General features: G+C 73.2%; 13 protein-coding genes. All 13 read left to right on the top strand.

The features are described from left to right. Positions 1-807, top strand: an 807-nt coding sequence (locus tag HCN52_RS15565) for a phosphatidylinositol mannoside acyltransferase (protein ID WP_168089046.1), incomplete at its 5' end; no start/stop codon positions are given. Next, positions 804-1,955: a glycosyltransferase family 4 protein gene (locus HCN52_RS15570; RefSeq protein ID WP_168089047.1), complete on the top strand. Its 1,152-nt coding sequence runs from the start codon at positions 804-806 to the stop codon at positions 1,953-1,955. The genes HCN52_RS15565 and HCN52_RS15570, both read left to right, overlap by 4 nt. Positions 1,956-1,966: 11 nt before the next feature. Then, positions 1,967-2,530, top strand: a complete 564-nt coding sequence (locus HCN52_RS15575; protein ID WP_168089048.1) for a hypothetical protein — start codon at positions 1,967-1,969, stop codon at positions 2,528-2,530. A 210-nt stretch (positions 2,531-2,740) separates the two neighbouring features. Further along, positions 2,741-3,670 (top strand): pyridoxal 5'-phosphate synthase lyase subunit PdxS, encoded by a 930-nt coding sequence (gene pdxS, locus HCN52_RS15580; RefSeq protein ID WP_168089049.1) that lies wholly within the window; start codon positions 2,741-2,743, stop codon positions 3,668-3,670. 121 nt (positions 3,671-3,791) lie between these two features. Continuing rightward, the gene (gene pdxT / locus HCN52_RS15585; protein WP_168089050.1) at positions 3,792-4,451 is read left to right on the top strand and encodes a pyridoxal 5'-phosphate synthase glutaminase subunit PdxT; all 660 of its coding nucleotides are present in this window, start codon (positions 3,792-3,794) and stop codon (positions 4,449-4,451) included. Positions 4,452-4,495: 44 nt separating this feature from the next. Next, positions 4,496-5,248, top strand: a complete 753-nt coding sequence (locus HCN52_RS15590; RefSeq protein WP_167931496.1) for a YebC/PmpR family DNA-binding transcriptional regulator — start codon at positions 4,496-4,498, stop codon at positions 5,246-5,248. 183 nt (positions 5,249-5,431) lie between these two features. Next, on the top strand, positions 5,432-5,980 hold the full coding sequence (ruvC, locus tag HCN52_RS15595; protein WP_168089051.1) for a crossover junction endodeoxyribonuclease RuvC: 549 nt from the start codon (positions 5,432-5,434) through the stop codon (positions 5,978-5,980). Beyond that, positions 5,977-6,600 (top strand): Holliday junction branch migration protein RuvA, encoded by a 624-nt coding sequence (gene ruvA / locus HCN52_RS15600; protein WP_168089052.1) that lies wholly within the window; start codon positions 5,977-5,979, stop codon positions 6,598-6,600. The genes ruvC and ruvA overlap by 4 nt, the downstream gene beginning before the upstream one ends. Positions 6,601-6,721: 121 nt before the next feature. After that, on the top strand, positions 6,722-7,768 hold the full coding sequence (ruvB, locus tag HCN52_RS15605) for a Holliday junction branch migration DNA helicase RuvB (protein ID WP_168089053.1): 1,047 nt from the start codon (positions 6,722-6,724) through the stop codon (positions 7,766-7,768). A 230-nt stretch (positions 7,769-7,998) separates the two neighbouring features. Continuing rightward, on the top strand, positions 7,999-8,508 hold the full coding sequence (yajC, locus tag HCN52_RS15610; protein ID WP_376767135.1) for a preprotein translocase subunit YajC: 510 nt from the start codon (positions 7,999-8,001) through the stop codon (positions 8,506-8,508). 117 nt (positions 8,509-8,625) lie between these two features. Further along, positions 8,626-10,482, top strand: a complete 1,857-nt coding sequence (gene secD, locus HCN52_RS15615) for a protein translocase subunit SecD (RefSeq protein WP_376767136.1) — start codon at positions 8,626-8,628, stop codon at positions 10,480-10,482. A gap of 1 nt (position 10,483) precedes the next feature. Then, on the top strand, positions 10,484-11,647 hold the full coding sequence (secF, locus tag HCN52_RS15620; protein WP_168089055.1) for a protein translocase subunit SecF: 1,164 nt from the start codon (positions 10,484-10,486) through the stop codon (positions 11,645-11,647). After that, the gene (locus HCN52_RS15625; protein WP_168089056.1) at positions 11,644-12,213 is read left to right on the top strand and encodes an adenine phosphoribosyltransferase; all 570 of its coding nucleotides are present in this window, start codon (positions 11,644-11,646) and stop codon (positions 12,211-12,213) included. Before secF ends, HCN52_RS15625 begins: the two co-directional genes overlap by 4 nt. Positions 12,214-12,554 lie beyond the last annotated feature (341 nt).

Consider the following 12,554-nt stretch of genomic DNA (forward strand, 5'->3'; position numbering starts at 1 on the left):
ACCGCCGACGCCGCCTGGCGGCGGCGCGGCCGCGGCGTGCGGCAGTTGGAGGCCAACCTGGCGCGGGTGCGCCCCGGTTCGACCGCCGCCGACATCCGCGAACTCTCGCGCGCCGGCATGCGCTCCTACCTCCGGTACTGGGTGGAGTCGTTCCGGCTGCCGGTCTGGTCCGAGGACCGGATCCGCACCGGGGTGCACGTCCACGAGATGTCCCGCGTCACCGACACCGTGGCGCAGGGGCGAGGCGCCATCCTGGCGCTGCCCCACATGGGGAACTGGGATCTCGCCGGCGCCTGGCTCGCCGGCGCGGCCGGCCTCCCGTTCACCACGGTCGCCGAACGGCTGAAGCCCGAGACCCTCTACGACCGGTTCGTGGCCTACCGCGAGGGGCTGGGCATGGAGGTGCTGCCGCACACCGGCGGCTCCGCCTTCGGCACCCTCGCCCGCCGGCTCCGCGCCGGCGGCGTGGTCGCCCTCGTCGCCGACCGCGACCTCTCGGCCTCCGGGGTGGAGGTCGACTTCTTCGGCGAGCCGACCCGCATGCCGGCCGGGCCCGCGCTGCTCGCCCAGCAGACCGGTGCCGCGCTCTTCCCCGTCACCCTCTGGTACGACACCACCCCCGTCCTCCAGGTCCGGGTGCACGACCCCGTCGAGGTCCCGGCCGAGGGCACCCGCGCGCAGCGCGGCGCCGTGATGACCCAGCAGCTGGCCGACGCGTTCGCCGCCGGCATCGCGCGTCACCCCGAGGACTGGCACATGCTGCAGCGGCTGTGGCTGAGCGACCTGGCCCGGGGAGGGACCGCGTGAGGATCGGCATCGTCTGCCCGTACGCCTGGGACGTCCCCGGCGGGGTCCAGTTCCACGTCAGGGACCTGGCCGAGCACCTGATCCGCCTCGGCCACGAGGTGTCGGTGCTCGCCCCGGCCGACGACGAGGCCGGGCTGCCCGCGTACCTGGTCTCCGCGGGCCGCACCGTGCCGGTGCCCTACAACGGCTCCGTCGCCCGGCTCAACTTCGGTCCGCTCTCCGCGGCGCGGGTGCGCCGCTGGGTCCTGGACGGCGACTTCGACGTGCTCCACGTCCACGAGCCGGCGGCGCCCTCGCTGGCGCTGCTGACCTGCTGGGCGGCGCGCGGGCCCATCGTCGCCACCTTCCACACCTCCAACCCGCGGTCGCGCGCGATGATCGCCGCCTACTCCATGCTCCAGGCGGCGCTCGAGAAGATCAGCGCCCGCATCGCGGTGAGCGAGTACGCCCGCCGGACCCTGGTGGAGCATCTCGGTGGCGACGCCGTCGTGATCCCCAACGGGGTGGACGTCGACTTCTTCGCCCGCGCCGACACCCACCCGGAGTGGACCGGCACCGACGAGGCCCCGACCATCGGGTTCGTCGGCCGGATCGACGAACCCCGCAAGGGGCTCCCCGTGCTGATGCGGGCGCTGCCCGAGATCGTGGCGCAGCGCCCGGGCACCCGGCTGCTGGTCGCCGGCCGCGGCGACGCCGAGCAGGCCGTGGCCTCGCTGCCCCCCGGGCTCCGCGACCACGTGGAGTTCCTCGGCATGGTCAGCGACGAGGACAAGGCCCGGTTCCTGCGCTCCGTCGACCTCTACGTGGCACCCAACACCGGCGGTGAGAGCTTCGGCATCATCCTGGTGGAGGCGATGTCCGCCGGGGCGCCGGTCCTCGCCAGCGACCTCGACGCCTTCGCCCAGGTCCTCGACCAGGGCGCCGCCGGAGAGCTGTTCGCCAACGAGGACGCCGCGGCCCTGGCCCGGGCCGCGGTGCGGCTGCTGGGAGACCCGGCCCGCCGCGACGCGCTGCGCGAGAGCGCCCGCGCCCACGTGCGGCGGTTCGACTGGACGACGGTGGGCGCCGACATCCTCGCGGTCTACGAGACCGTCACCGAGGGCGCCGTGGCCGTCGCACCCGACGAGCGCACCACCCCGCGCGGGTAGCCTGTCCCCTCGTGACGACCCTGATCATCATCTGCGCCGTCCTGCTCCTGACGGGGGTCTACCTCAGCTGGACCGCGGGCCGGCTGGACCGGCTGCACACCCGCATCGACGCCGCCCGGGCCGCGCTCGACGCGCAGCTGCTCCGCCGCGCCTCGGTGGCGCAGGAGCTCGCGACCTCCGGCGTCTTCGACCCCGCCGCCTCGATGGTGCTGTACCAGGCGGCCCATGCCGCCCGGCAGGCCGAGCCGGACCACCGCGAGGTCGCCGAGAGCGAGCTGAGCCAGGCGCTGCGGGCGGTCTTCGGGGAGCCCGGCCAGGTCACCGCGGTCCGCGAGGCCCCCGGCGGAGCCGAGGCGGTGGCCGAGCTCGGCGCGGCGGTGCGGCGCGTCCCCATGGCCCGCCGGTTCCACAACGACGGCGTGCGCGCCGCGCGTGCGCTGCACCGGCACCGCAAGGTCCGGTGGTTCCGGCTGGCGGGCCATGCCGCCTTCCCGCTGGCCTTCGAGATGGACGACGAGCCGCCCGCCGCGCTCGCCGCCCGTGCGACGGACCCGGGGGCCACCCGGTCCGGCTGACCGGGTCCACCGCCGCGCCGGGCGGTCCACCGCTCCCGGATTGGCCCTTTGCCCGGCTCCGGGGCGTCCGCTTTCATCGTGGACGGACCGGTTCCGCGTCCACTCGCCCGGCATCCGACGGGCGTCGCCGCGGGCCACCGGTCCCGGGCCGCACCACCGGACACCGGTCGGGGCGGCACCGGTCCCCGACAGCCGACGAGAGGTCGCCCCGTGTCCACCACGCCCACCAGCACGTCCGACGCCACCACCGGTACCGCGGCCGAGACCGGCACCGCGCGGGTCAAGCGCGGCATGGCCGAGCAGCTCAAGGGCGGCGTCATCATGGACGTGGTGACGCCGGAGCAGGCGAAGATCGCCGAGGACGCCGGCGCGGTCGCGGTCATGGCGCTGGAGCGGGTCCCGGCCGACATCCGCAAGGACGGCGGCGTCGCCCGGATGTCCGACCCGGACATGATCGAGGGCATCATCGAGGCGGTGTCGATCCCGGTCATGGCCAAGTCCCGGATCGGCCACTTCGTGGAGGCCCAGGTCCTGCAGGCGCTCGGCGTCGACTACATCGACGAGTCCGAGGTGCTGACCCCGGCCGACGAGGTCAACCACAGCGACAAGTTCGCCTTCACCACCCCGTTCGTCTGCGGCGCCACCAACCTGGGCGAGGCGCTGCGCCGCATCGCCGAGGGCGCGGCCATGATCCGCTCCAAGGGCGAGGCCGGCACCGGCAACGTCGTGGAGGCCGTCCGCCACATGCGGCAGATCCGCGGCGAGATCGCCCGGCTGCGCGGCTACGACCGCAACGAGCTGTATGCCGCCGCCAAGGAGCTGCGCGCCCCCTACGAGCTGGTCGCCGAGGTGGCCGCGCTCGGCAAGCTCCCCGTGGTGCTCTTCTCCGCCGGCGGTGTCGCCACCCCCGCGGACGCCGCGCTGATGCGCCAGCTCGGCGCCGAGGGCGTCTTCGTCGGCTCCGGCATCTTCAAGTCCGGCGACCCGGCCAAGCGCGCCGCCGCGATCGTGAAGGCCACCACCTTCTACGACGACCCGAAGGTCATCGCCGACGCCTCCCGCGCGCTGGGTGAGGCCATGGTCGGCATCAACTGCGACGACCTGCCCGACAGCCAGCGGTACGCCTCCCGCGGCTGGTGATCCGGCGGCACCCGGTCACCCCGCCCGCGGCGGGGTGACCGGGCCCCGACGCGACCGACCCCGGCGGGCGGGCCGTGCCCCTGGCGCGCCCGTCCGCCGCACCCGTTCCGAAAGGCCAGCCGTGACCACGCCGAACGCCACCGACGCCACCTCCCGTCCCACCGTGGGCGTACTCGCCCTCCAGGGCGATGTCCGCGAACACCTGGCGGCCCTCACCGCCGCGGGCGCACGCGCGACGACCGTGCGCCGTCCCGAGGAGCTCGCCGCGGTCGACGGCCTGGTGATCCCCGGCGGGGAGTCCACCACCATCTCCAAACTGGCCGTCGCCTTCGGTCTCCTGGAGCCGCTGCGCGACCGCGTCCGCGCCGGTCTGCCGGTCTACGGCTCCTGCGCGGGAATGATCATGCTGGCCGACGGCATCCTCGACCCCCGCTCGGGCCAGCAGACCGTCGGCGGCATCGACATGGTCGTGCGGCGCAACGCGTTCGGGCGGCAGAACGAGTCCTTCGAGGCCGAACTCCCCGTCGCCGGGATCGAGGGCGGCCCGGTGCACGGCGTCTTCATCCGTGCCCCCTGGGTCGAGTCGGTCGGCGAGGGCGTGGAGGTCCTGGCGGTCTGCGAGGGCCACCCGGTCGCCGTGCGCCAGGGGGCGCTGCTCGCCACCGCCTTCCATCCCGAACTCACCGGGGACACCCGGGTGCACCGGCTCTTCACGGACATGGTGGCCCTCACGACCGGAGCGCGGGACGTCGCGGGCGAGGCCGCGGGAGCCGGGCGGTAGGATTCCGGTCCCGGTACTGTTGGTGACTGTGAAGGAGCGAGGCTGTGTCCGGCCACTCTAAGTGGGCAACCACAAAGCACAAGAAGGCCGTGATCGATGCCAAGCGCGGCAAGCTCTTCGCCAAGCTGATCAAGAACATCGAGGTCGCGGCGCGCACCGGCGGGGCCGACCCCGACGGCAACCCCACGCTCTTCGACGCCATCCAGAAGGCGAAGAAGAGCTCGGTGCCGAACAAGAACATCGACTCCGCCGTCAAGCGCGGCGCCGGGATCGAGGCCGGCGGCGCCGACTACGAGACGATCATGTACGAGGGCTACGGCCCGAACGGCGTCGCCGTGCTCATCGAGTGCCTCACCGACAACCGGAACCGCGCCGCCTCCGACGTGCGGGTCGCGATGACCCGCAACGGCGGCTCCATGGCCGACCCGGGCTCGGTCTCCTACCTCTTCAACCGCAAGGGCGTCGTCATCGTGCCCAAGAGCGGACTGAGCGAGGACGAGGTCCTGGGCGCGGTCCTGGAGGCCGGCGTCGAGGAGGTCAACGACATCGGCGAGTCCTTCGAGGTGCTCAGCGAGGCCGGCGACCTCGTCGCCGTGCGCACCGCCCTCCAGGAGGCGGGCATCGACTACGACTCCGCCGAGGCCAACTTCGTCCCCACCATGCAGGTGGAGCTCGACGAGGACGGCGCGCGCAAGATCTTCAAGCTGGTGGACGCGCTGGAGGACAGCGACGACGTGCAGAACGTCTTCGCCAACTTCGACGTCTCCGACGAGGTCATGGAGAAGGTCGAGGCCTGACGGCCCGACGGCACCCGCGGACACGGGCGGCCCGCCCGGCGCCCCACACCGGCGCCGGGGGCCGCCCGTCCGTGCGTTCCGGTGCCGGGCGGGGCTGCCCGCGCGGGACACGGCCCCGCCCGCTGCCGAGCGCTGTCGGTGGCGGCCGGTAGCCTGCTCGAAGTGCACGGACGAGGAGGCGCGTTGCGAGTTCTGGGGGTCGATCCCGGCCTGACCAGGTGCGGTGTCGGGGTCGTGGAGGGCGAGGCCGGTCGGCCACTGCGGATGGTGGCCGTCGGGACGCTCCGCACCCCGGTCGACGCCGACGTCCCCGAACGGCTGCGACTGCTGGAGGTCGGCCTGGAGGAGTGGCTGGACACCCATCGTCCGGACCGTGTCGCGGTGGAACGGGTCTTCAGCCAGCACAACGTCCGCTCCGTCATGGGGACGGCCCAGGCCAGCGCGGTGGCGATGCTCTGTGCCGCCCGCCGCGACCTCCCGGTCGCCCTGCACACCCCGAGCGAGGTCAAGGCCGCCGTGACCGGCAGCGGCCGCGCCGAGAAGGCGCAGGTCGGCGCCATGGTCACCCGGCTGCTGCGGCTGACCGAACTGCCGCGGCCCGCCGACGCCGCCGACGCCCTCGCACTCGCCATCTGCCACATCTGGCGCGCGCCCGCCCAGCACCGCCTCGCCCGCGAGAGCGCGAAGGCGCGGACCGCCGTCTCCCGTCTCCCGAAGGGCGCCCGCTCATGATCGCCTCCATCCAGGGCACGGTCACCGCCCTCGCACCCGACGCGGCCGTCATCGAGGTCGGCGGGTTCGGGGTGAGCGTCCAGTGCGGACCGGGCACCCTCGCCGCGCTGCGCGTGGGGGAGACCGCGCGGCTGGCCACCTCGCTCGTGGTCCGCGAGGAGTCGCTGACACTCCACGGCTTCGCGGACGACGACGAGCGGCAGACCTTCGAACTGCTGCAGACCGCCAGCGGTGTGGGCCCCCGGCTCGCCCAGGCCATGCTCGCCGTCCACGCCCCCGACGCGCTGCGGGCCGCCGTCGCCACGGGGGACGAGAAGGCGCTCACCGCCGTGCCCGGGATCGGCCGGAAGGGGGCGCAGAAGCTGCTGCTGGAACTCAAGGACCGCCTCGGCGCCCCCACCGGCGGGCAGGTGCGTGCCCCCGCCGCCGCCCGCGGCCCCGCGCCGTGGCAGGAGCAGCTGCACGGTGCCCTCGTCGGGCTGGGCTACGCCCCGCGCGAGGCCGACGAGGCGGTCACCGCCGTCACCCCCCGGGCCGAGGAGGAGCAGGCCGCCGGCAGGACCCCGGAGACCGGTGTCCTGCTGCGGGCGGCGCTGCAGTCGCTGGGCCGCCCCCGCTGAGCCGCGGGGTCCGCCCGGCTCCCTGCCTCGCCGCTGCCCCGTCCGTCCGCCGTCGATCCCGAGGAACCCCGATGACCCCCACCGCCCCACCGGCCGCCCACCCCCGTCCGGGGGCCACCGCATGAGCGCCAGTCCCGGTGGTGAGCGGCTCGTCGACCACGACGCCGACAGCGAGGACCGCGCCGTCGAGGCGGCACTCCGCCCCCGGCAGCTCCGCGAGTTCATCGGCCAGGAGCGGGTCCGGCAGCAGCTCGACCTGGTCCTGCGCGCCGCGCGTGAGCGCGGCGCGACCGCCGACCACGTGCTGCTCTCGGGCGCGCCCGGTCTCGGCAAGACCACGCTCTCCATGATCATCGCCGCCGAGATGGGCGCCCCCATCCGGATCAGCTCCGGTCCTGCCATCCAGCACGCGGGGGACCTCGCCTCGATCCTCTCCTCGCTCCAGGAGGGGGAGGTCCTCTTCCTCGACGAGATACACCGCATGTCGCGGCCGGCCGAGGAGATGCTCTACATGGCGATGGAGGACTTCCGCGTCGACGTCATCGTCGGCAAGGGGCCCGGGGCGACGGCCATCCCGCTGGAGCTGCCGCCGTTCACCCTGGTCGGCGCCACCACCCGGGCCGGGCTGCTGCCGCCGCCGTTGCGGGACCGCTTCGGCTTCACCGCGCACATGGAGTTCTACGCACCGGCCGAGCTGGAGCGGGTGGTGCACCGCAGCGCCGGCCTCCTGGACGTCGAGGTGGACCCCGCCGGCGCCGCCGAGATCGCCGGCCGGTCGCGCGGTACCCCCCGGATCGCCAACCGCCTGCTGCGGCGGGTCCGGGACTACGCCCAGATCAAGACCGACGGGGCCATCGGCCGAGAGACAGCGTCGCGCGCCCTGGAGGTGTACGAGGTGGACGAGCGCGGGCTGGACCGGCTGGACCGCGCGGTGCTCCAGGCGCTGCTGAAGCTGTTCGGCGGTGGGCCGGTCGGGCTCTCGACGCTCGCCGTGGCGGTGGGGGAGGAGCGGGAGACGGTCGAGGAGGTGGCCGAGCCGTTCCTGGTGCGGGAGGGGCTGCTCGCCCGTACCCCGCGGGGCCGGGTCGCCACCCCCGCGGCCTGGGCCCACCTCGGCCTGACCCCGCCCGCGTCGCAGCCGGGTCAACCCGGGCTCTTCGGCGGCTGACCAGCCGTGCGGCGCCGTGCGGCCGGCCCGGGGCGGCCGCGCCCCGGCGACGTGTCGGCCACGGGGAAAACACGATCCAGCTTCGGGAACCCCGGCGTGCGTCCGCGACGTTGTTCCCCTGGTGACGCCTCGCTTAGACTGCGCCGACGCCACACCCGACGAGTGGTGATCCCCACCCCAGACCAGGTCGAACGCTCGACGCTCGGCCGCCGTAAGGAATGTCCTCCGCCGTGGAACTTCTTCTTCCGTTCATCCTGCTCATCGGTGTCATGCTTCTTATGACCCGATCGGCCAAGAACAAGCAGCGCCAGGCTATGGAGATGCGCAATTCCATGGAACCCGGCACCGGTGTCCGTACGATCGGCGGCCTCTACGCCATGGTCGTGGAGGTCCGCGAGGACTCCGTCCTCCTGGAGTCCGAGGACGGCTCGCAGCTGCTGTTCGCCAAGAACGCCATCGGCGCGGTGCTGGAGCCCGAGGAGTACGAGCGCATCCTCAGCGGTGACGAGGCGTACGACGCCGAGGACACCCCGGTGGTTCCCGACGACGCCTCCTCGCTGACCGGCACCGACGACGAGCGCGACGCCTCCGACGAGCGCCGCGTCGGCCTCGAGAAGGACGGCGACGCCGAGCCCGCCGACAAGCCCGAGTCGACCGAGTCCCAGGACGCACCCTCCGGCTCCGAGGACACCCGGTCCCAGGGCTCCGCCCGCGACGGCGAGAACGGGTCCAAGCCCTGACCGCGCACTGACGCCGGCCCGCGGGCCGGCGTCAGTGCCGTGCGTCATGCCCATTCATCCCGTGAACCGTGCCGCCACCACCGGGCGCGGTGCCGTTGGACAGAGAGAGACGAAAAGGTGGCTGGACCCAACCAGGGCCTCAGGTCTTCCCAGAAGAAGAAGGAATTCAGGTCCACGCAGGCCAAGCCCGGCCGCGCGCTGCTCCTGATCCTGCTGCTCGCCGTGATGCTCACCGGCGGCATGCTGCTCTCGGGGGAGAAGTCCCCCCGGCTGGGAATCGACCTCGCCGGTGGCACGAGCATCACACTCACCGCCACGTCCGACGCCCGCAACGAGGGCGCGGTCAACTCGACCAACCTCAACACCGCCGTGGACATCATCGAGCGCCGTGTCAACGGCCTCGGGGTCTCCGAGGTGGAGGTGCAGGCACAGGGCGACCGCAACATCATCATCAACATCCCCCAGGGCACCGACGAGCAGCAGGCGCGCGAGCAGGTCGGCACGACCGCGCAGCTCGGCTTCCGTCCCGTCCTGGACGCCCAGATGGTGGGGCAGCCCGGCGAGGAACTCCCCGACGGGGAGGAGCCGCCGGCCGACGAGGAGGCGGAGACCGAGGACGGCGCGGACGCCCCGGCCGAGGACACCGAGGGCGAGGAGTCCGAGGACGGCACGGAGAACGACGGCACCGGCTCCAGCGACACCAGCCTCCCCGAGCTCTCCTCGCCCGGCGCGGTGACCGGCGCCACCCAGGCCGCGTTCCGCACCCAGGACGACTCCACCGAGGAGCCCGGCACCGAGGACGAGGGCACCGAGGAGTCCGGTTCCGAGGAGGAGGGCACCGAGGACGAGGGCGTCGAGCCCGGCGGTCTGGGTGCCCAGCTCGCCGAGCTGGACTGCACGACCGGCGAGGCCCGCCTGGCGAACAGCAATGAGAACGCGGCCAAGGGCGACGACGAGCCCATCGTGGCCTGCGACTCCGAGGGCCTGGTGAAGTACGAGCTCGGCCCGGTCGCCGTCCCCGGCACCGACGTCAGCTCCGCCGACTCCATCTACAACAACCAGTCCGGCCAGGGCTGGATCGTGAACATGGAGTTCAACTCCGCGGGCGCGACGAAGTTCGCCGACATCACCAACGAGCTGCGCACCCAGATGCAGCCCCGCAACCAGTTCGCGATCACCCTGGACGGCGAGGTCGTCTCGGCGCCGCGCGTCAGCGAGCGGCTCGCGGGCGGGTCGGCGACCATCTCCGGCACCTTCGACGAGGAGTCGGCCGGCGAGCTCGCCAACATCCTCAAGTTCGGCGCCCTTCCCATCAGCTTCGAGGAGGGCAACTACAGCACCATCTCCGCCTCGCTCGGCGGTGACCAGCTCAAGGCCGGTCTCATCGCCGGCGGCATCGGCCTGCTGCTGGTCTTCGGCTACCTGATGTACTACTACCGCGCGCTGTCGCTGGTGGCGATCGTCAGCCTTGCCGCCATGGCCTACCTGACCTACGTGATCATGACGCTGCTGGGCCCGGCCATCGGGTTCGCGATGAGTCTGCCCGCGATCTGCGGTGCGATCGTCGCCATCGGTATCACGGCGGACTCGTTCATCATCTACTTCGAGCGCATCCGCGACGAGGTGCGCGAGGGCCGGCCGGTCCGTGCGGCCATCGAGCGGGCATGGCCCCGGGCGCGACGCACCATCGTCGTCTCCGACGTGGTGTCGTTCCTCGCAGCGATCGTGCTGTTCCTCGTCTCCGTCGGTTCGGTGCAGGGCTTCGCCTTCGTGCTCGGCCTCACGACGGCGCTGGACCTCATCATCGTGTTCCTGCTGACCAAGCCGCTGGTCACGCTGGCCGCGCGTCGTCCGTTCTTCGCCAAGGGGCACAAGTGGTCCGGGCTCGACCCGAAGCGGCTGGGCGCCCGTCCGCCCATCCGGCGCTCCACGCGCCGCCCCACCACCGTTCCCGCCGAACCGAAGGAGGCGTGAGATGGCACGGCTGAGCACGCTCGGCGCCAGGCTGTACCGCGGCGAGACCGCCTATGACTTCGTCGGCAAGCGGAAGTTCTGGTACGCCATCTCCGTCCTGCTCGTCATCGTCTCCCTGACCGGTCTCGGGGTGCGCGGACTCTTCCTCGGTGTGGAGTTCCAGGGCGGCGCGGTCTACAACACCCCGGACAGCAGCTCGCTGACGGTGGAGGACGCCCGGGAGGTCGTCCGGGAGACCGTCGGCCAGGAAGCCCGGGTGCAGACCGTCGGCGACAGTGGGGCGCTGCGCATCCAGGTGACCGACCTGGAGACCGCGCAGTCGGACGCGACGCGCGCCGCGATCGCGGACGCGGCCGGCGTCCCCCTGGAGCAGGTGGACGCGGAGCTGGTCGGGCCCAGCTGGGGCGAGCAGATGACCGAGAAGGCCTTCCAGGGCATGATCATCTTCATGGTCCTGGTCTGCGTCTACCTGGCCATCACCTTCGAGTGGCGCATGTCGTTGGCGGCGATGGTCGCGCTGCTCTTCGACCTGATCATCACGATCGGGGTCTACGCCCTCGCCGGATTCGAGGTGACTCCCGGCACGGTGGTCGGCCTGCTGACCGTCCTCAGCTACTCGATCTACGACACCGTGGTCGTCTTCGACAAGGCGCAGGAGAAGACGGCGGAGCTGGAGAAGCAGAGCCGGTTCACCTACGGGGAGCTGGGCAACCAGGCCGTCAACGCGACGATCGTCCGCTCGATGAACACCTCCATCACCGGCGTGCTGCCCGTGGCGGCGCTGCTGTTCATCGGTACCGGCCTGCTCGGTGGCGGCATGCTCAAGGACATCGCGCTGCCGCTGCTGGTGGGCCTGATCGCCGGCACCTACTCCTCGCTGTTCATCGCCGTCCCGGTGGTGGTGGACTTCAAGCTGCGCGACCCGGCCATCCGCGCCCACGAGCGCAACGTGCTGGCCAAGCGGGCGGAGCGCGGCGGCAGCGCCCCCTCGCCCGCCGCGGGGCAGCCCAACAGCGGGCTGCCCGGGCAGAGCGCTGAGGGCCGCACGGAGGAGGAGGCGGACGCAGCCGCGCACGCCGCCGCCACCGGTCAGGTCACCGTCGAGCGCCGTCAGCCGGTCTCCCGCGGCCGTACCCGCGGTCGTCCCTCGGGGAAGCGCCGATGACCGGGGTGGGGACGGTGGCGCCGCTGGCGGGCGGCGACCGCGAGCTGCTGCTGAACGGCATCCGGGATGTCCCGGACCACCCGAAGGCGGGGGTGGTGTTCAAGGACATCACGCCGCTGCTGGCCGATCCCCGTGCCTTCTCGGTGCTCACCGACGCGCTGGCCGCCGCGGTCACCCGCGTCGGTGCCACCGCGGTCGCAGGGCTGGAGGCGCGCGGGTTCATCATCGGTGCCCCGGCGGCGGTGCGGGCCGGCGTCGGCTTCGTCCCGGTCCGCAAGGCCGGGAAGCTGCCGGGCGAGACGGTGGGCGAGAGCTACTCCCTGGAGTACGGCACCGCCGAGGTGGAGCTCCAGGCCGACGCCATCGGCCCCGGTGACCGGGTGCTGATCATCGACGACGTGCTGGCCACCGGCGGCACGGCCGGGGCGTCGGTCCGACTGATCCGGCGGACGGGGGCCGAGGTCGTGGGCGTGACCGTCCTGCTGGAGCTGGGCTTCCTCGGCGGCCGCGAGCTGCTGCTGGAGGCACTGGACGACGTCCCGCTGGAAGCACTGATCACCGTGTGACACCGGCCCGGTATCGCCGCCGGGCCGGAGAACCGTTGAGGGGCGCGTGACCGTACGGTCACGCGCCCCTCAACGGTTCTCCGGGGTCTCCCGGCCGACCCACCGCCTCGGTGCGCCAGGCGCGGAACGCCGCGCACACGCCCGGCCACCCGCCGCGACGCCCGGGCGGTGCCGGTGCCCGTCCACCGCCCGGCCAGCCCCGTCGAACGGGCCCGGCCTCCCGCACGGTCGCTACCATGGCAGTCCGATCGTCTCCCGGGAGTGCACTTGCCAGACGAGCCCACACCGCGCACCCCCGCCGGGCGGCCCCAGGGCGAGCAGGCCCGGGCCCGCGCCGGCGC

Origin of the sequence: Streptomyces bohaiensis (genome assembly GCF_012033785.1) — a bacterium.
Classification (GTDB): domain Bacteria; phylum Actinomycetota; class Actinomycetes; order Streptomycetales; family Streptomycetaceae; genus Streptomyces; species Streptomyces bohaiensis.